This is a genomic window from Pseudolysinimonas sp. (assembly GCF_051954455.1).
In the GTDB taxonomy this organism is placed as follows: Bacteria; Actinomycetota; Actinomycetes; order Actinomycetales; family Microbacteriaceae; genus Pseudolysinimonas.
This window is the reverse complement of the sequence record NZ_JBQCHS010000020.1, coordinates 124,376-143,126: the sequence shown is the minus strand read 5'-3', so window position 1 is coordinate 143,126 and position 18,751 is coordinate 124,376. Positions and strand designations below refer to the sequence as shown.

Below are 18,751 nucleotides of genomic sequence, written 5' to 3'. Positions count from 1 at the left end.
CACCCACCCGAAGGAAGTCATGAGACGAGCCAAGATCGTCGCCACGCTGGGTCCTGCGACCTCGAGCTACGAGAACATCCGCGCGATCGTCGAAGCCGGCGTGAACGTCGCGCGGATGAACCTGAGCCACGGCAGCTACGAGGTGCACGAGGAGGTCTACGCCAACGTCCGCAAGGTGGCCGACGACCTCCACGAGCCCGTCGCCGTCCTCGTCGACCTGCAGGGGCCGAAGATCCGGCTCGGAAAGTTCGCCGACGGCCCGCACGAGCTCGCGGCCGGTGACATCTTCACGATCACGACCGAGGACGTGCTGGGCACGAAGGACCTCGTCGGGACCACCTTCAAGGGGCTCCCGGGCGACGTGAAGCCGGGCGACTTCCTCCTCATCGACGACGGCAAGGTCCGCGTGAAGGTGCTCGACACCGACGGCACGCGCGTGCGCACCGAGGTCGTCGTCGGCGGCGCGGTGTCGAACAACAAGGGCATCAACCTGCCGGGCGTCGCGGTGAGCGTCCCCGCGCTCTCCGACAAAGACGAGGCCGACCTGCGCTGGGGCCTGAAGCTCGGCGCCGACTACATCGCGCTCTCGTTCGTGCGCAACGCCGCCGACATCGAGCGGGTGCACGAGATCATGGCCGAGGAGGGCATCCGCGTCCCGGTCATCGCCAAGATCGAGAAGCCGCAGGCGGTCGACGCGCTCGAGGAGATCATCGACGCCTTCGACGGCATCATGGTCGCCCGCGGCGACCTGGGCGTGGAGCTGCCGCTCGAGGCCGTGCCGATCGTGCAGAAGCGCGCGGTCGAGCTCGCTCGGCGGATGGCCAAGCCGGTCATCGTCGCCACCCAGATGCTCGAGTCGATGATCTCCAGCCCGGTCCCGACCCGCGCCGAGACCTCCGACGTCGCGACCGCCGTCCTCGACGGCGCCGACGCGGTCATGCTCTCCGGCGAGACGAGCGTGGGGGAGTACCCCGTCGTCACGGTCGCGACCATGGCGCGGATCGTCGCGTCCACCGAGGACCACGGCCTGGAGCGGATCCCCCCGCTCGGCACGAAGCCCCGCACCCAGGGCGGCGCGATCACCCTCGCCGCCGCCGAGGTGGCGGAGTTCGTGGACGCCAAGTACGTGTGCGTCTTCACGGAGTCGGGCGACTCCGCCCGCCGCATGTCGCGCCTGCGCTTCAAGGTGCCGATGCGCGGATTCACCCCGGACGAGGCGATCCGCCGCCGCATGGCGCTGACCTGGGGCATCGAGTCGTACCTCGTGGAGCGCGTCACGCACACCGACGCGATGTTCCAGCAGGTCGACGACCTGCTGCTCCGCGATGGGCTGGTCGAGTCGGGTGACAAGGTCGTCGTGATCTCCGGATCCCCTCCTGGCATCGCCGGCTCGACGAACGACATGCGCGTCCACGTCATCGGCGCCATCGAGAACCCGCCCGTGTGGGAGACCGGCGAGCACGCCGACTAGCGGCCTACGCGACCGTCGACGGGCAGGGCCCGGGCCAGCACCGGGACGGCGACCCCGACGACCACGAGGTGCAGGAGTGCGAGCGCGGAGACGCCCGTCGCCGTCGTGCCCGGGATGAACCCGGTCGCCGCCAGGGCGACGTCCGGCGCGAACGAGACCAGCGTCAGGACGGGCACGAGAACCGCGAGCACACGACCCGGTCGGTTGGCGCGCGCCCGGACGATCGCCCAGCCGCCCGCGGCGGCGGCGAAGCCCAGGACGACGAAGGGCAGGAACACCGCCGGCATGAGGGGCGGGAACCCCGCACCGAGCGCGGTGACCGTAAGGGCGACCACGGTCGAGGCCGCGCCGGCGACGACGACGCCGGCGGTCAGGAGCAGTGCGGTGCGGCCCCGTCGTGCGGGTCGGATGGTCGGGTGTGCGGTGGGCGTCGGGCTGACGGTCGTGGCGGCCATGGGTTCCTCCGATTGGATGGGGACGCGTCTCGTCCCGTCCTCCGACGCTAGGGATCGGGCCGCCCGGCACGCGTCCGCCGCCGGGCGTCCGCCGCCCGCCGCGGCGTGCTCCGGCGGGAGCAGACGCTCCCCGCTGCATCGTCCGCCGGGATGACGTCGGGCGACGCGATCACCTCATCGGTCGTAGCCCGCGGAGCCGCCGCTCATGATCCGACGCTCGGCGAGAGTCCCGACGACCACCTCGAGCGTCGCGCGATCGACGCCCACGCCCGCCGCGCGGAGCGCGAGGACGACGGCGCCCGCCGTCCCGTCGGCGACGAGCCGGATGCCGTCGCCCCCCGGCAGCTCGCACCGAGCCGCGAGCGCCGCCAGCACGCCGCCCCCGCCGACCAGCGGACCGGTCACGTCCGGGTCCCGCACCGCCGCGACGGCCTCCTCGAGCGCGTTACCGGCCGCCCTCCGGATCCCGGCGGCGGCCGCGTCGTCGCCCGCCGCGAACGCGAGAGGGGAGAAGCGCGCGAGCTCGATCGGGCGGAGCGCGTAGACGGAGCGGACGAGCTCCTGCAGCGCGTCCGGGCGCGATCCACCCGCGCGGCTCGTGCCCGCCCGGATGCCGAGGTCCGCGAGGAGCAGGGCCGTCAGCGCGGTGACGGGGCCGCGCCCGTCGAGCTGGGCCGCGACGGCGCGCACGACGCGCCGGCCGATCCAGAATCCGGATCCGCCGTCGCCGAGCAGCCAGCCCAGCCCGTCGCCGACCAGCTCCTGCCGGCCGGCGCGCACCCGGATCGCCGCCGCACCGGTGCCGGCGACCACCGCGTAGCCGTCGGGCTCCCAGGCGGCGGCGCAATAGGTGGCGAGGAGGTCGGACTCGATGCGGATCGGGCCGGCGGCGCCCGCCGCGGCGAGCTCGGCGGCGATCCATCCGGACCCCTCGTCCGCGCTCGAGCCGGCCATGGCGAGCACGACCGGGCCGTCGACCCGTTCGACGCCCGCCGACGCGAGCGCGCGGCGCGTCGCGGTCGCGACCTCCCGCGCGGCGTGCGTCGGCCCGGAGGAGATCGGATTGCCGGCTCCGGCCGTCCCGAACCCTCGGCAGACCCCGTCGAGACCGACCACGACGGCCCGGGTGCTGGTGCCGCCGGCATCGACCGCCAGGAGTGCGCGCATGATTTCTCGATTCTGAGGCTTGCCTCCGCGGCCTCGCGACCCGAGAATACTGTTCAATCAATCGCACGCAGATGTGGAAGTGATTTTCATATGCCCGATGTCGGCTCCGACCGCTCCACCGACTCGGTGGACGTCGTGCCGACGTCGGCGATCGGGATGCGGATCGCCTCCCGCCTCCCGCGCATGTCGGAGGCGATGGTGAAGATCGCCACCCTGCTGCTCGACTCTCCCGACGCTCCGCTGCAGCTCTCGATCACCCAGCTCGCCGAGGAGGCGGGCACCTCGCCGGCCACCGTGACCCGTTTCTGCCGTGTCATCGGCTTCTCCGGCTACGCACCCTTCCGCGTCGCCGTCGCCTCCGACCTCGGCCGCGCCCACGCGATCGAGCGCTGGGGCGAGGACATCGGCCGCGCCTTCGGCCCGGACGACACGCCGACCCAGGTGCTCAGCACGCTCCTCGCGGCGCACACCCGCTCCCTCCGCTCGACGGCCGAGTTCGTCGACCTGGCCCGCCTCCAGCACATCGCCGCCCGGGTCGCGTCGGCCCAGCACGTCGACCTGTACGGCATCGGCGGCAGCGCCGTCATGGCCGAGGAAATGCAGGCCCGCCTGTACCGCATCGGCATCAGCACCCACGCCTGGCCCGAGGTGCACGCAGGACTCACGAGCGCCGCGCTGCAGGATGAGCACTGCGTCGCCATCGCCGTCTCCAACACCGGGCGCACCGAGGAGACGATCCAGATGCTCGAGTGCGCCCGCTCCGCCGGAGCCCTGACCGTGGCGATCACGAACTCGCCCGAGTCGCCTCTCGCGCAGGTCGCCGACGAGAACATCGTCACGTTGGCCGAGGAGCGCTTCCTGCAGCCCGACGACCTGTCGGCCAAGCACTCGCAGCTCTTCGTGCTCGACCTGCTCTACCTGCTCGTCGCGCAGCAGAACTTCGGCCGCACGACCACCACGCTGGCCGCATCCGCCCTCGCCGTGTCACCGCACCGCCGCCCCGGCCGCGGGCGCCGCCGGCCCGATCCCGCCCCTCAGAAGGAGACCGCATGAGCACCCTCTTCGACGACTTCCGCCGGGAGGCCGAGTCCCGCATCGCCGCCCTCACCGAGGAGGCCGACGCCGGCGCCCTCGACGCGGCGATCGACATCCTGGTCGAGTCGCTCGAGAACGGGGGAGTGCTGCAGGCGTTCGGCACGGGCCACTCCGAGGCGTTCGCGATGGAGATCGCGGGGCGCGCGGGCGGCCTCATCCCGACCAACCGCATCGCGCTCCGCGACGTCGTGCTGCGCGGATCGCGGACCGTCGACATGCTCGGCGGCAGCGACCTGGAGCGCGACCCGTCGGTCGTCGACGAGCTCTTCGCGGTGTCGACGATCGGCCCGCACGACGTGTTCCTGATCGCCTCGAACTCCGGCGTCAACGGCTCCATCGTCGGCATGGCGCTCAAGGCGAAGGAGACCGGGCACAAGCTGATCGCCGTGACGAGCCTCGAGCACACCGCCGCCGTCGAACCGAAGCACCCGAGCGGCAAGCGCCTCCGCGACATCGCGGACGTCGTCATCGACAACAGGGCGCCCTACGGTGACGCGACCCTCGAACTCGGCGACACCAAGATCGGCGCCATCTCCTCGATCACCGCGGCGTTCATCGCGCAGCTGCTCACGATCGGCGTCACCGAGCGCATGATCGCGGCCGGTTCGACGCCGCCCGTCTACCTCTCCGCCAACATCCCGGGCGGAGACGACCACAACAAGGCATTGGAGGACCTGTACCGCGATCGGATCAGCCGCACCGCGTAGGCGACCCGGCGTCCTGCTCCGCATTCCACCCCACCACCACGGAAAGGCATCACCTCACATGACCGAAACCAGCGCGCTCAACCGCCGGACGTTCCTGCGCGGCGCGTTCGCTGCCGCCGTCGGCATCCCGCTCACCGTCACCCTCGCGTCCTGCGTCCAGGGCGGCGGCGGCTCGGGCGGCAGCGGAGGCACCAAGTCCGCCAAGAACCCGTTCGGGGTCGCGGCCAACTCGACCACCGAGGCCGTCATCTTCAACGGCGGCTACGGCTACGACTACGTGCAGTACGCGGCACAGCAGATGCAGAAGCAGACCTCCGGCCTCAAGGTCAAGGTCTCGCCGTCCACCCAGATCGCCCAGCAGTTGCAGCCCCGCTTCGTCGCGGGTAACCCGCCGGACCTGATCGACAACTCGGGAGCCGGCGCGATCGGCTTCACCACGATCCTCGACAACCTCGAGGAGCTCGACGACGTCTTCGAGGCGAACAACTACGAGGGCACGAAGATCGCCGACACGCTCTACCCGAACGTGAAGGTCCCGGGCACCTTCGACGGCAAGTTCAAGGCGATGAACTACGTCCTGACGATCTACGCCCTCTGGTACTCCGCCAGCCTGTTCGAGGAGAACGGCTGGACGCCCCCGAAGACGTGGGACGAGGCCAAGGAGCTCGGCGCCAAGGCGAAGGAGAAGGGCAAGTTCCTCTTCGTCTGGGGCAAGGAGGCCGCGACCTATTACCAGACGCTCGCGGTCGACTCGGCGATCAAGGAGGGCGGCGACGAGGTCAAGGACGGCTTCGAGAAGCTGTCGAAGGACTGCTGGTCGCACCCGGCCGTGCAGAGCGTGCTCAAGGCTCTGGGCGACATCGTCGCGGCGGGCTACTTCGTCCCCGGCGGTGCTGGCACGCAGTTCACGGCCGCCCAGGCGAAGTGGAGCAACGACCAGCAGGCGCTGCTCTACCCGTCGGGCTCGTGGATCGAGAACGAGATGAAGAAGGCGACCAAGGACGGCTTCAAGATGACCGGCATCCCGGAGCCGACCGTCACCAGCAGCCCGAAGCTGCCGTACGAGTCCCTCCGCAGTGCGGCGGGCGAGCCGTTCATCGTGCCGAAGACGGGCAAGAACCCCGCCGGTGGCAAGGAGCTCATGCGGGCGATGCTGTCGAAGGATGCGGCGACGAACTTCGCGAAGACCCGCCTCGCGCCGACCATCGTGAAGGGCCTCATCCCGGACGACGGCTTCGGCTCGACCGCGCTCGTGTCGCAGACGAAGATGCTCGACGCCGCCGGTTCGAACACCTTCAACTACCAGTTCGTCGACCTGTACGGACTCAACACCGATCAGCTGGTGCCGTGGAACTCCTTCCTGTCGGGGCAGCTCGACACGGCGGGTCTGACCTCGGCCCTGCAGGCCATCACCGACAAAGCGGCGGCCGACAAGAAGTGACAGTGCCCCTCGGCATCGCCTCCGGCGGTCGGCCCTCCGCGGCCGGCCGCCGGAAGCGGCGCCTCACCATCGACCGCGTCAGCTTCATGATCGTGTTCCTGGGCGTGCCCGTCGCGATCTTCCTGATCTTCGTGATCTACCCGTTCGTGCTGGCGTTCTACTACTCGCTGACCGATTGGTCGGGTTTCACGAGCGACATCCCGTTCATCGGCTTCGGCAACTACGCCAAGCTGCTGCAGGACGACCTGTTCCAGCACGCGCTGATCAACAACATCCTGCTGGCGGTCGTCGTCCCGGCGGTCACGATCTTCCTGGCGCTCGCCTTCGCGAGCCTCATCACGGTCGCCGGCCCGAGCCACGGCAACATCCGCGGCATCCGCGCGTCGTCGTTCTACCGGACGCTCTCCTTCTTCCCGTACTGCGTGCCGGCCATCGTGATCGGCATCATCTGGTCCTTCGTGTACGACCCGTCCGCGGGCCTGCTGAACGGCGTCCTCGGGATCTTCGGCCTGGACGACCAGACCCCCTGGCTGGGCCAGGTCTCGACCGCTCTGCCCGCCTCGATGTTCGTGATCATCTGGAGCTTCGTCGGCTTCTACACGGTGCTCTTCGTCGCGGCGATCAAGGGCGTGCCGGCGGAGACGTACGAGGCCGTCCGCCTGGACGGCGCCGGGCGGTGGCGCACCGCGGTCTCGATCACCATCCCGCTCATCCGCGACAACGTGCAGACCGCCTACATCTATCTCGGGATCGCGGCGCTCGACGCGTTCGTCTACATGACCGCCCTGTTCCCCAATGCGGGCGGGCCGGCGAACACGACGCTGGTCATGTCGCAGCTGCTGTTCAACGAGGCGTTCCGCAAGGGGCACTTCGGCTACGCCACCGCGATGGGCGTCGTGCTCGCGCTCGTGACGCTGATCTTCGCCGGTGTCGTGTTCGGCGTGAACCGCCTGCTCGCCGGCACCGACCGAGGAGACCGCCGATGACCGCCGCCCTGCCCCGTCTGGACGCGCCCGCGCTCCGCGGCCCTCGTCGCACGACGCCCGGCGACGTGTTCGCGGCGATCGTCTCGCACGGCGTGATGATCATCTGGACGATCGCGATCGTCCTGCCGTTCCTCTGGGTCCTCATGTCGTCGTTCAAGACGACGAAGGAGATCCTTCAGTCGCCGTTCGCGCTCCCCACCCGGTGGAACGTCGAGAACTACGCCAACGCCTGGACGACCTCAGGAGTCGGCAGCTACTTCGCCAACACCCTGATCGTGGTCGGCTCCGCGCTCGTGCTCGTCATGCTGCTCGGCTCGATGTGCGCGTACGTCCTCGCCCGGTTCCGGTTCTTCGGCAACCGCGCGATCTACACGCTCATGCTCGCCGGCCTGACCTTCCCGGTCTTCCTCGCGATCGTGCCGCTGTTCTTCGTGCTCCGGAGCGTCGGACTGCTCGGCACCCTGCCCGGGCTCATCCTCACCTACGTCGCGTTCGCGCTCCCGTTCACGGTGTTCTTCCTGCACTCGTTCTTCAAGACCCTGCCGGACGAGATCTACGAGGCCGCCCAGATCGACGGCGCGAGCGAGTGGCGGACGTTCTTCCAGGTCATGCTGCCGATGGCGCGCCCCGGGATGGCGACGGTCGCGATCTTCAACTTCCTCGGTCTGTGGAACCAGTTCCTGCTGCCCGTGGCGCTGAATCCTGACCAGGCCAACTACGTGCTGACCCAGGGCATGGCGTCGTTCGCCTCGCAGGCCGGATACTCGGTCGACTTCGGTGCGCTGATGGCGGCCGTCGTCATCACGGTGACGCCCGTGCTGGTGGTGTACATCGTCTTCCAGCGCCAGCTGCAGGGGTCGGTGTCGCAGGGGACCATGAAGTAGCACGCCCCGCGAAGGCGGGGTCGATCCCCCCAGCCCGAGAGACGATGCTCGGGGTGGAGGGATCATGACCGCGCTCGAGAACATCTCCGAGGGGTCGGCGCTGCCCTCCCGACGCGAGGTGCATGCGCGGCTCAACGCGGTGCCGCCGATGCCGATCCCGGTGTCCTCGGTCCGGGCCGCGGATCCGGTGGCCGCTCCGCGACGCGCCCCGTCGCCGCCGATCGCGATCCTGCGACCCGCCCCGCGCAATCGCTCCGCGACCGTCGCGATCATCGCCGCACCGATCAGCGGGGCCCTGCTGGTGGCCGCCCTGCTGCTCGGAATCCCGGTGGTGACCGACCTGCCCGCGGCGCTGGTCGGCTTGATCGCGGCGGCCACGGCCTTCCGCGCCGCCCGCAACGGGGCGCCCGGCATGCTGCCGGCCCTCGTCGGTCTCGTGATCGCGGCGCCGGTCACCGTGTACGCCGGGTGGACGATCATCGCCTTCGTGCTCGGCATCCCGACGCCCGGCGACATCGCCCAGCTCGACACGCTGGTCGGGTCGGTCTGACGGTCCCGTACCGGTGCCGAAGGTGGGACTCGAACCCACAAGCCCTTTCGGACAGCCGATTTTGAGTCGGCCGCGTCTGCCAATTCCGCCACTCCGGCGCCCCGCCCCGGGGGAGCGGCACGCAGTCACCGTACCGTAGGCTCGGAGCGTGAGTGACGTGCAGGACAGTCAGCCGAGCGCCCCGCGCCGGGTGGTGGTGGCGGAGGACGAGTCGCTGATCCGCCTCGACATCGTCGAGACGCTGCGCGACAACGGCTTCGACGTCGTCGGCGAGGCGGGCGACGGCGAGACCGCCGTGCAGCTCGCGACCGACCTGCGCCCCGACCTCGTCGTGATGGACGTCAAGATGCCGCAGCTCGACGGCATCAGCGCCGCGGAACGGCTCACCAAGAACCACATCGCGCCCGTCGTGCTGCTGACCGCGTTCAGCCAGAAGGAGCTCGTGGAACGCGCGTCGGAGGCCGGCGCCCTCGCCTACGTCGTGAAGCCCTTCACGCCGAACGACCTCCTCCCGGCGATCGAGATCGCGCTCAGCCGCTACCAGCAGATCGTGACGCTCGAGAACGAGGTCGCCGACATGGTCGAGCGCTTCGAGACCCGCAAGCTCGTCGACCGGGCCAAGGGCCTGCTCAACGAGAAGATGGGCCTCTCGGAGCCGGAGGCGTTCCGCTGGATTCAGAAGGCCTCCATGGACCGCCGCCTCACGATGCACGACGTGTCGAAGGCGATCATCGAGCAGCTCTCGCCGAAGAAGTAATGCGCGGGGCTCGATGCGAAGCGTCGAGTCCGAAGCGCTCGGACCGAGCAGCGGCACCCGAGCGCCGCGTGTCGAGATCTCATCGCCGTCGACTCGCCGTTTCGGGCCGCCTCACGGCGACCGACCCGGCCCCGACCGGCATCTCGACAGAAGGAAGCTCCACGAGCTCCGTCTCGCAGGTCGTGCGGATCGGGCGGATGCGTCTCGCCGGCGCCGCTACCGGTCGCGGAGCATGTTGGTGATACGCACCGTCGAGAGGCGGCGCCCCTCCTCGTCGGTCATGACGATCTCGTGGGTGCAGAGCGTCCGGCCGAGGACGAGAGCGCGACAGGTTCCCGTGACCAGCCCCGAGGTCACCGAGCGGCTGTGGCTCGCGTTGATCTCGATCCCGACGGCGTAGCGCCCGGGACCGGCGTGGATCGCCGACGAGATCGAGCCGAGCGACTCGCCGAGGACCACATGCGCGCCCCCGTGCAGGAGTCCGACCACCTGGCGGTTGCCCTCGACCGGCATCGTCGCGACCGAGTACTCGGCCGACACCTCGAGGAGCTCGATGCCCATCCGGCGGGTCAGCTCGCCTCCGCCGGTGCCCAGGATCCGGTCGACGAGCTCCGGGTCGAGGCCGTCGGGGATCTTCGTCACGGGCGCTCCTGCATCGTCGGTGGGCGTGTCGGGACCGGCGGTTAGGCTGGGCGCGTGCCGGACTCCGACAAGCCTACGTTGCTGCTCGTGGACGGCCATTCGCTGGCCTTCCGGGCGTTCTACGCGCTCCCGATCGACAGCTTCGTCACCCGCGACGGCCAGCACACGAACGCCATCCACGGCTTCCTCAGCATGCTCATCCTGCTCCTGCAGAAGGAGCAGCCGACCCACCTCGCGGTCGCGTTCGACATCTCGCGCTTCTCCTTCCGCAACCGCGACTACGAGGACTACAAGGCGACCCGCGGCGAGACGCCGCCGGAGTTCAAGGGTCAGGTGCCGCTCCTCGAGGAGGCGCTGAAGGCCATGAACATCACGACGATCACCAAAGAGGACTACGAGGCCGACGACATCCTCGCCACCCTGTCGCTGCGCGGCAAGGAGGAGGGCTTCGACGTCCTCGTCGTCTCGGGCGATCGCGACACCATCCAGCTGGTCGACGACGACGTGACCCTGCTCTACCCGAACGCGCGCGGGGTCTCCGAGCTGAAGCGGTACGACCACGACGCCGTCGTCGAGCGCTACGGCATCGAGCCGCAGCAGTACCCCGAGATCGCGGCGCTCGTCGGCGAGACGAGCGACAACCTGCCGGGCGTCGACAAGGTCGGCGAGAAGACCGCGGTCAAGTGGATCCAGAAGTACGGCACCGTGCAGGAGCTCCTGGCGCATGCCGACGAGATCACGGGCGTGGTCGGGCAGAACCTGCGCGACCAGCAGGACCGCGTGGTCCGCAACCGCCGGCTCAACCGGCTCGTGCGCGACGTCGACCTGCCGGTCGCCCCGGCGGATCTCGGGCGCCGCCCCATCGACGTCGCCGCGGTCCGCGCCGTGTTCGAGCGGCTGCAGTTCCGCACGCTGCTCGAGCGCGTGCTGAAGCTCGAGGGCGCCGTCGACGAGAACGCGTCGCGCGACGACGGCCGAGCCCCCGCCGCCGAGGTGCCCCCGGTGCGCACCCTCGTCGACGAGGAGCTGGCGCTCTGGCTCGACCGGCAGTCGGCCGGCGGCACCAAGGAGCTCGGCCTCCGCATCGTCACCCTCGGCGGCAAGGTCGACGGCTTCGGCATCGCCGGCGCCGACGACACGGCCTGGGTGCCGTGGGCGCCGGGCCGGCAGGACTACGACGCGCTCGAGGCGTGGCTCGCGAGTCCGGCGCCGAAGGTGCTGCACGAGGGCAAGCGGCAGTTCAAGGCCCTCGCCGGCACGGGCCTGACGCTCAACGGCATCGTGTTCGACACGATCCTCGGCGCATGGCTCCTGCGCCCCGGCACCAAGGCCGACACGCTCGGCGGACTCAGCTACTACTACCTCGGCGAGGCGCTTCCCGAGCCCGATCCGAGCCAGCTGGTGCCCGAGACGGAGCCGCTCAGCCCGGCCACCGAGGCCTGGTACATCCTGCGGCTGGCGGAGGAGCTCCGCACCCGGCTCGACGAGGGCTCGCGCGACGTGATGACGGGCATCGAGGCGCCCCTGCTGCCGACCCTGGCGCGGATGGAGCTGCAGGGCGTCACCGTCGACCGCGATCACCTGGCCGGCCTCAACAGCCGCCTCGGCGCGCAGGCCGACGCGATCGCGCGCGCCGCCTTCGCCGAGATCGGACGCGAGGTGAACCTCGGGTCGCCGAAGCAGCTCCAGGAGGTGCTGTTCGAGCAGCTCGGCATGCCGAAGACCCGGCAGAACAAGACCGGCTACTCGACCGACGCCGCGGCGCTGGCCGACCTGCAGGACGCGCATCCGCATCCGTTCCTCGAGCTCCTCCTGCGGCACCGCGACGCCACGAAGATCAAGCAGATCGTCGAGACGCTCGAGGCCGCGATCGGGAGCGACGGGCGCATCCACACCACCTACGAGCAGACCGGATCGGCGACCGGCCGCGTCTCGTCGAACGACCCGAACCTGCAGAACATCCCGATCAAGACCGAGGTCGGCCGCGAGGTCCGCGCCGCGTTCCGTGCCGGCGACGGCTTCGAGACGCTCCTCACCGCCGACTACTCGCAGATCGAGATGCGGATCATGGCGCACCTCTCCGGCGACGCGGGGCTCATCGAGGCGTTCAACTCGGGGGAGGACCTGCACCGGTTCGTCGGCGCGCGCATCTTCCACGTCGACCCCTCGGAGGTCACCCCGCAGCAGCGCGTCAAGGTGAAGGCGATGTCGTACGGCCTCGCCTACGGCCTGAGCGCGTTCGGCCTCAGCAAGCAGCTGCGGATCGAGGTGAGCGAGGCGAAGGAGCTCATGGCCGACTACTTCGCCCGCTTCGGCGCCGTGCGCGACTACCTCCGCGGCGTCGTCGAGCAGGCCCGCGAGGACGGCTACACCACGACGATCTTCGGGCGCCGCCGTCCCTTCAGCGACCTCACCAGCACGAACCGTGTGCTGCGGGAGAACGCGGAGCGTCAGGCGCTCAACTCGCCGATCCAGGGCTCCGCGGCCGACATCATCAAGCGGGCCATGATCGGCGTCGACGCCGACATCCGGGAGCGCGAGCTCGGCAGCCGCATGCTGCTCCAGGTGCACGACGAGCTCGTGCTCGAGGTGGCGCCGGGGGAGCTGGACGAGCTGACCGACATCGTGCGGACCCGGATGGCGGGCGCGGCCGATCTGAGCGTTCCCCTCGACGTGCAGCTCGGGCACGGCCCGAACTGGGACGCCGCCGCCCACTGATGCCCGAGCGCCGGGTGCGGGTCGCCGCGCGGAGCGGGCTGCACGCACGCCCCGCTGCGCTGTTCAGCGCGGCCGCCGCGGCGCTCGGCGCGTCGGTGACGGTCGTCAACGCGCGGGGCACGGAGGCGGACGCCGCCAGCATCCTCGGGCTCCTGACCCTCGGGGTGCCGTTCGGCGAGGAGGTCGTGCTCCGCTCCGAGTCGGAGCACGCGCTCGGGGTCCTCGGCGCGATGCTGGAACGCGATCTCGACGACGAATAGCGTGGAGCGCATGACGGACTCCCAGCCGCAGCGCACGCCCACCCCGATCGACGAGATCGCGGAGGGATGGGTGCGCACCCTCATCGACCTCGACCCCGACTACGCCGTCTACATCGGTGCGGAGGGGCGCATCGGCGAGTACGGCGATCTCTCGCCTGCCGGCGAGGAGGCGCATCTGCGCGCGGTGAAGGACGTGATCAGCCGGCTCGAGGCCGCCGACCCGCACGACGACGTCGATCGGGTGACGAAGACCGACCTGCTCGCCGAGCTCCGGCTCGAGGTCGAGCAGCACGACGCGAAGCTCTTCGAGCGCGACGTCAACGTGATCGCGTCACCCGCTCAGGGCATCCGCGAGGTCTTCGACCTCATGCCCACCGCGACCGCCGACGACTGGGCGACCATCGCGCAGAAGCTCACCAACGTGCCCGGGGCGGTGACCGGCTACCTCGAGACGCTGCGCCTCGGGATCCAGGATGGTGTGGTACCCGCCCGCCGCCAGGTGGTCGAGACGGCGAAGCAGGCGCGCCAGCACGCGGACGCCGCGACCGGCTTCTTCGTCGAGCTCGCCGCGAACGCGGCCCTCGACGACGGGGGCGCCGTGCCCGACTCGCTCGCCCGCGACCTCGCCGCCGGTGCCCGCCGGGCGGCCGAGGCCTACGCCGAGCTCGCCGCGTTCCTCGAGACGGACCTGGCCCCGCGGGCGGGCGAGCGCGACGGCGTCGGTCGCGAGCTCTACGCCCTGCAGTCGCGCCACTTCCTCGGCGCCGCGATCGACCTCGACGAGACCTACGAGTGGGGGCTCGGCGAGCTCGCGCGCATGGTCGACGAGCAGACCCGGATCGCGGGCGAGATCCAGTCGGGGGCGAGCGTGGAGGAGGCCATCGCCGTCCTCGACCGCGACGCGTCCCGCAAGATCCACGGCACCGACGCGCTGAAGGCCTGGATGCAGCAGCTCGCCGACACCGCGGTCGCGGAGCTCTCGAAGACGCACTTCGAGATCCCCGAGCCGGTCCGTCGGGTCGAGTGCATGATCGCGCCGACCCAGGACGGCGGCATCTACTACACCGGCCCCTCGGACGACTTCACCCGCCCGGGCCGCATGTGGTGGAGCGTGCCCGAGGGTGTCACCGAGTTCGACACCTGGCGCGAGACGACGACGGTCTACCACGAGGGCGTCCCCGGTCATCATCTGCAGATCGGTCAGGCCGTCTACAACCGTGCGCAGCTCAACACCTGGCGCCGCCAGCTCGCCGGCACGAGCGGCCACGCCGAGGGGTGGGCGCTGTACGCCGAGCGGCTCATGGAGGAGCTCGGGTTCCTCGACGACCCGGGCGACCGCCTCGGGATGCTCGACGGGCAGCGCATGCGCGCGGCGCGCGTCGTGCTCGACATCGGGGTGCACCTCGCCAAGCCGCGCCCGGACGGCGAGGGACCGTGGGACGCGGACTACGCGCTCGCCTTCATGCGCAAGAACGTCAACATGGACGACGCCTTCGTGCGGTTCGAGGTGAACCGCTACCTGGGCTGGCCGGGTCAGGCCCCCGCCTACAAGGTGGGGCAGCGGATCTGGGAGCAGATCCGCTCGGCGGCGCAGCGGAAGGCGGGCGCGGACTTCTCGTTCAAGGAGTTCCACAAGCACGCGCTCGACCTCGGCGGCGTCGGCCTCGACACCCTGCAGGCCGAACTCCTGCGGTGACGTCGCGGCGATATGACCGTCGTGATCGCGGGGGCGAGCGGATTCATCGGCACCCGGCTGCGCGCCTCGTTCGGCGCCGCCGGTGAGACGGTGCGCACGGTGGGCCGCTCCGGCGACGCGACCTGGGGCGACACCGCGGCGATCGCGCGGCTCGTCGACGGCGCCGATCTCGTCGTCAACCTCGCCGGCAAGAGCGTCGACTGCCGCTACGGCCCGGTGAACCGGGCCGAGATCCTGCGCTCCCGCATCGCGACGACGACCGAGCTCGGGGAGGCGATCCGGCGCGCGGACGCACCGCCGGAGCTCTGGATCAACTCCTCCACCGCGACCATCTACCGGCACGCCGACGACCGGCCCCAGACCGAGGCCGACGGCGAGCTCGGCGAGGGCTTCTCGGTCGGCGTCGCGCGGGCGTGGGAGGAGGCGTTCTTCGGCGCCGACGTGCCGGGCGTCCGACGCGCGGCCCTCCGAACGGCCATCACGCTGGGGGACGGGAGCGCCCTCGTGCCGCTCCTGCTGCTGGCCCGCGTCGGTCTCGGCGGCGCCCAGCTCGACGGCCCGTGGCCGGCGACGCGCGCACGGCTCGCCGCCGGCACCTCCCACCGCTTCGGCACCCCGCACGGGCGGCAGCGCGTCAGCTGGGTGCACGTCGATGACGTGGTCGGGGTGGTGGGCTTCCTCCGTGAGCGACGCGACCTCGACGGGGTCCTCAACGTGTCGTCGCCGCACCCCGTCGACAGCGCGACGCTCATGCGGACCCTCCGCCGTGTCCTCGGCGTCCCGATCGGGATCCCGCTGCCGCGGATCGCGCTCGAGCTCGGCGCCTTCGTGCTGCGGACGGAGACGGAGCTCGTGCTCAAGAGCCGCTGGGTGCTCCCGGAGCGGCTGCAGGCGGCCGGCTACCGGTTCGCCCAGCCGGAGCTCGAGCCGGCCCTCCGCGCGATCGTCGCGGAGCGCGCGCGCCCGGCCGGCACCCAGCCGACCCGTCGTTAGGATCGCAGCACCATGACGTTCACCGTGCCGCGCCCGCTCGCCCGCCTCGCCGCCGCGGCGCTCACGGCCGGTCTCGCCGCCGTCGTCCTCGCCGGCTGCTCCAGCGAGCCGAAGGCGACGGCGACGCCCACGTGCGACGGCCACATGAAGGTCGTGCTGCTCGGCGACGACTCGGCCACGACCGTCGTCCCGTTCGACCCGGCGGACTCGCCGAAGGAGTTCGGCATCCCCGCCAGCCCGGCGCCCGCGTGCGCCTATAAGACCGTGCAGTCCGTCCAGGACACCACGACCCCGACCACCACGACGCACCGCACCTACCTCTACGTGGGGCTGTCGACCGATGAGGCGCAGAAGCTCATCGCCGCCCTCGGCGCGACCGCGGGCAAGCAGCCCTGGAGCATCGACTACGCCAACGTGCCGGCGCCGTCGTCCACCCCGGCGCCGTATGCGCTGCAGACCGCGTCGTGGAACTACAACGCCGGCGGGACGGCCGGGCAGGATCACGGGTCCATGGCCTACGCCTTCAACGCACCGATCAACCCGGGCGTCGCCACGCAGGCGGGCATCGCGGGCGACCCGAACGTCCTGCGCATCGAGACCGAGATCACGTCACCCACGAAGTAGCTCCGCGTAGTAGTCTGGAGAGTCGCATTTCTGCGGCGAGCACTCTCCATACCCATCCGCCGGGTGCGCCCATGCGTTCTCCGGCCCGATACCCGCACCACCCCGGAGCACTTACTACATGACAACCGCAACGACCGCCACGGCCACCAAGCAGGTCGCGATCAACGACATCGGATCTGCTGAAGACTTCCTGGCCGCGGTCGAACTGACTCTGAAGTTCTTCAACGACGGCGACCTCATCGAGGGCACCGTGGTGAAGATCGACCGCGACGAGGTCCTCCTCGACGTCGGCTACAAGACCGAGGGCGTCATCCCCTCCCGCGAGCTCTCCATCAAGCACGACGTGGACCCCAACGAGGTCGTCAACGTCGGTGACAGCGTCGAGGCCCTGGTTCTCCAGAAGGAGGACAAGGAGGGTCGTCTGATCCTCTCCAAGAAGCGTGCCCAGTACGAGCGCGCCTGGGGCGACGTCGAGAAGATCAAGGAGACCGACGGTGTCGTCACCGGTTCGGTCATCGAGGTCGTCAAGGGCGGCCTCATCGTCGACATCGGCCTCCGCGGGTTCCTGCCGGCCTCGCTCATCGAGCTCCGCCGCGTCCGCGACCTCACGCCGTACCTCGGCCAGGAGATCGAGGCGAAGATCCTCGAGCTCGACAAGAACCGCAACAACGTCGTCCTGAGCCGCCGCGCGCTGCTCGAGCAGACACAGTCGGAGTCGCGCTCGACGTTCCTCAACAACCTGCACAAGGGCCAGGTCCGCAAGGGCGTCGTGTCCTCCATCGTCAACTTCGGCGCGTTCGTCGACCTGGGCGGCGTGGACGGCCTCGTGCACGTCTCCGAGCTCTCCTGGAAGCACATCGAGCACGCCAGCGAGGTCGTCGAGGTCGGCCAGGAGGTCACCGTCGAGATCCTCGAGGTCGACCTCGAGCGCGAGCGCGTGTCCCTGTCGCTCAAGGCGACGCAGGAGGACCCGTGGCAGGTCTTCGCCCGCACGCACGCGATCGGCCAGATCGCGCCCGGCAAGGTCACCAAGCTCGTGCCGTTCGGTGCGTTCGTGCGTGTCGCCGACGGCATCGAGGGCCTCGTGCACATCTCCGAGCTGTCCGGCCGCCACGTCGAGCTCGCCGAGCAGGTCGTGTCGGTGGGCGAGGAGGTCTTCGTCAAGATCATCGACATCGACCTCGAGCGTCGCCGCATCTCGCTGTCGCTGAAGCAGGCGAACGAGGGCATCGACCCGCACAACGAGGAGTTCGACTCCGGTCTCGCCGCGCTGTACGGCATGGTCACCGAGTACGACGAGCAGGGCAACTACAAGTTCCCGGAGGGCTTCGACGCCACCTCGGGCGAGTGGCTCGAGGGCTTCGACGCCCAGCGCGACGCGTGGGAGGCCGAGTACGCGGCCGCGCAGGCCCGCTGGGAGGCGCACAAGAAGCAGATCATCGCGGCCGAGGAGGCGGGGGAGAAGGACTTCGCCCCCACGACCACCTCGTCGGCGAGCAGCTCCTTCTCGAGCGACAGCTCGTCGGGCGGCACGCTGGCCGACGACGCATCGCTCGCCGCGCTGCGCGAGCGCCTCAGCTCCAACAACTGAGCCGGAGCACTCCAGCACCGTCACGCGAAGGCCGGGTCCCACGGGGCCCGGCCTTCGCCGTCCCCGCCTGACTAGGCTCGGTCCGTGCAGCTCATCGCCGTCACCGGGGGGATCGCGTCGGGCAAGTCGGCGGTCTCGGCCCGGCTCGCGGAGCACGGGGCCGTCGTCGTCGACGCGGACCGCCTCGCCCGCGAGGTCGTGGAGCCCGGCACCCCCGCCCTCGCCCGCATCGCCGAGGAGTTCGGCCCGGAGTTCCTCACACCGGAGGGCGTCCTCGACCGCGCCCGGCTCGGCGCCCTCGTCTTCGCCGACCCGGAGAAGCGCCGGGCGCTCAATGCGATCACCCACCCCGCCATCGGCGCGCGCTCCCACGAGCTGTTCGCCGCCGCGGCGGCCACGGACCCGGACGCGGTCGTGGTCTACGACGTACCGCTGCTCGTCGACGCCGACCGCACGGGGGAGTTCGACCGGGTCGTCGCCGTCGTCGCCGAGCCGGCAGAGCGCGTGCGCCGCATGGTCGAGCTGCGCGGGATGGACCGCGCGGACGCCGAACGCCGGATCACCGCCCAGGCCAGCGACGCCGAGCGGGTCGCGATCGCCGACGTCGTCATCGACGCGAACGGCTCCCTCGAGGAGACGCTGGCGCAGGCGGACGCGCTGTGGGACCGGCTTCGCAAGAATTGATCCGATCCTGAGTCATTTCTGATATCCGCT

The 18,751-nt window shown here is 70.6% G+C and carries 18 protein-coding genes and 1 tRNA gene; 15 read left to right on the top strand and 4 right to left on the bottom strand.

Going from position 1 to position 18,751, the window contains the following annotated elements; all coding sequences use genetic code 11:
- Positions 1 to 19: 19 nt before the first annotated feature.
- Positions 20 to 1,471, top strand: coding sequence for a pyruvate kinase (gene pyk, locus ACTHM3_RS09855; RefSeq protein WP_440405917.1), 1,452 nt, complete (start codon positions 20 to 22; stop codon positions 1,469 to 1,471).
- On the opposite strand, the gene ACTHM3_RS09850 is transcribed toward pyk, so the two are convergent.
- Both ACTHM3_RS09850 and ACTHM3_RS09845 read right to left on the bottom strand, forming a co-directional pair.
- Positions 1,468 to 1,926 (bottom strand): DUF6069 family protein, encoded by a 459-nt coding sequence (locus ACTHM3_RS09850; protein ID WP_440405916.1) that lies wholly within the window; start codon positions 1,924 to 1,926, stop codon positions 1,468 to 1,470. The two genes, pyk and ACTHM3_RS09850, sit on opposite strands and share 4 nt — an antisense overlap.
- Before the next feature lie 174 nt (positions 1,927 to 2,100).
- On the bottom strand, positions 2,101 to 3,093 hold the full coding sequence (locus tag ACTHM3_RS09845; protein WP_440405915.1) for a BadF/BadG/BcrA/BcrD ATPase family protein: 993 nt from the start codon (positions 3,091 to 3,093) through the stop codon (positions 2,101 to 2,103).
- A 90-nt stretch (positions 3,094 to 3,183) separates the two neighbouring features.
- Between ACTHM3_RS09845 and ACTHM3_RS09840 the strand changes: the two genes are divergently transcribed.
- The 6 genes from ACTHM3_RS09840 (at position 3,184) to ACTHM3_RS09815 (ending at position 8,756) form a co-directional block, all read left to right on the top strand.
- A complete protein-coding gene (locus ACTHM3_RS09840) occupies positions 3,184 to 4,146 on the top strand; it encodes a MurR/RpiR family transcriptional regulator (protein WP_440405914.1) in 963 nt (320 codons plus the stop codon).
- Complete coding sequence (locus tag ACTHM3_RS09835) at positions 4,143 to 4,895, top strand: sugar isomerase domain-containing protein (RefSeq protein ID WP_440405913.1); 753 nt, start codon at positions 4,143 to 4,145, stop codon at positions 4,893 to 4,895. Before ACTHM3_RS09840 ends, ACTHM3_RS09835 begins: the two co-directional genes overlap by 4 nt.
- Before the next feature lie 58 nt (positions 4,896 to 4,953).
- Positions 4,954 to 6,336 (top strand): N-acetylglucosamine/diacetylchitobiose ABC transporter substrate-binding protein, encoded by a 1,383-nt coding sequence (ngcE, locus tag ACTHM3_RS09830; protein WP_440405912.1) that lies wholly within the window; start codon positions 4,954 to 4,956, stop codon positions 6,334 to 6,336.
- A 2-nt stretch (positions 6,337 to 6,338) separates the two neighbouring features.
- On the top strand, positions 6,339 to 7,322 hold the full coding sequence (locus tag ACTHM3_RS09825) for a carbohydrate ABC transporter permease (RefSeq protein WP_440405911.1): 984 nt from the start codon (positions 6,339 to 6,341) through the stop codon (positions 7,320 to 7,322).
- Entirely contained in the window at positions 7,319 to 8,206 is an 888-nt protein-coding gene (locus ACTHM3_RS09820) for a carbohydrate ABC transporter permease (RefSeq protein WP_440405910.1), read from the top strand. Before ACTHM3_RS09825 ends, ACTHM3_RS09820 begins: the two co-directional genes overlap by 4 nt.
- 64 nt (positions 8,207 to 8,270) lie before the next feature.
- Positions 8,271 to 8,756, top strand: coding sequence for a hypothetical protein (locus ACTHM3_RS09815; RefSeq protein WP_440405909.1), 486 nt, complete (start codon positions 8,271 to 8,273; stop codon positions 8,754 to 8,756).
- 14 nt (positions 8,757 to 8,770) lie between these two features.
- Here the strand turns inward: ACTHM3_RS09815 and ACTHM3_RS09810 are convergent.
- Positions 8,771 to 8,854: transfer RNA gene (locus ACTHM3_RS09810), tRNA-Leu, on the bottom strand.
- A 50-nt stretch (positions 8,855 to 8,904) separates the two neighbouring features.
- On the opposite strand from ACTHM3_RS09810, the gene ACTHM3_RS09805 reads away from it, so the two are divergent.
- A complete protein-coding gene (locus tag ACTHM3_RS09805; protein WP_440405908.1) occupies positions 8,905 to 9,513 on the top strand; it encodes an ANTAR domain-containing response regulator in 609 nt (202 codons plus the stop codon).
- Positions 9,514 to 9,729: 216 nt separating this feature from the next.
- Here ACTHM3_RS09805 and ACTHM3_RS09800 read toward each other — a convergent pair whose 3' ends face one another.
- Positions 9,730 to 10,155, bottom strand: coding sequence for a PaaI family thioesterase (locus ACTHM3_RS09800; RefSeq protein WP_440405907.1), 426 nt, complete (start codon positions 10,153 to 10,155; stop codon positions 9,730 to 9,732).
- 54 nt (positions 10,156 to 10,209) lie between these two features.
- Here ACTHM3_RS09800 and polA point away from each other — a divergent pair, with 54 nt between their 5' ends.
- From polA to coaE, 7 genes are all read left to right on the top strand, one after another.
- A complete protein-coding gene (gene polA / locus ACTHM3_RS09795) occupies positions 10,210 to 12,873 on the top strand; it encodes a DNA polymerase I (RefSeq protein ID WP_440405906.1) in 2,664 nt (887 codons plus the stop codon).
- On the top strand, positions 12,873 to 13,133 hold the full coding sequence (locus tag ACTHM3_RS09790; RefSeq protein ID WP_440405905.1) for an HPr family phosphocarrier protein: 261 nt from the start codon (positions 12,873 to 12,875) through the stop codon (positions 13,131 to 13,133). The genes polA and ACTHM3_RS09790 overlap by 1 nt, the downstream gene beginning before the upstream one ends.
- A gap of 10 nt (positions 13,134 to 13,143) precedes the next feature.
- Positions 13,144 to 14,829 (top strand): DUF885 domain-containing protein, encoded by a 1,686-nt coding sequence (locus ACTHM3_RS09785; RefSeq protein WP_440405904.1) that lies wholly within the window; start codon positions 13,144 to 13,146, stop codon positions 14,827 to 14,829.
- A gap of 12 nt (positions 14,830 to 14,841) precedes the next feature.
- Positions 14,842 to 15,822, top strand: coding sequence for an epimerase (locus tag ACTHM3_RS09780; RefSeq protein ID WP_440405903.1), 981 nt, complete (start codon positions 14,842 to 14,844; stop codon positions 15,820 to 15,822).
- Positions 15,823 to 15,834: 12 nt separating this feature from the next.
- Positions 15,835 to 16,446, top strand: coding sequence for a hypothetical protein (locus ACTHM3_RS09775; RefSeq protein WP_440405902.1), 612 nt, complete (start codon positions 15,835 to 15,837; stop codon positions 16,444 to 16,446).
- A 118-nt stretch (positions 16,447 to 16,564) separates the two neighbouring features.
- Positions 16,565 to 18,037 carry a 30S ribosomal protein S1 gene (gene rpsA / locus ACTHM3_RS09770; protein WP_440405901.1) on the top strand — a complete coding sequence of 491 codons (1,473 nt, stop codon included), beginning with the start codon at positions 16,565 to 16,567 and terminating at the stop codon, positions 18,035 to 18,037.
- 84 nt (positions 18,038 to 18,121) lie between these two features.
- Positions 18,122 to 18,721: a dephospho-CoA kinase gene (coaE, locus tag ACTHM3_RS09765; protein ID WP_440405900.1), complete on the top strand. Its 600-nt coding sequence runs from the start codon at positions 18,122 to 18,124 to the stop codon at positions 18,719 to 18,721.
- Positions 18,722 to 18,751 lie beyond the last annotated feature (30 nt).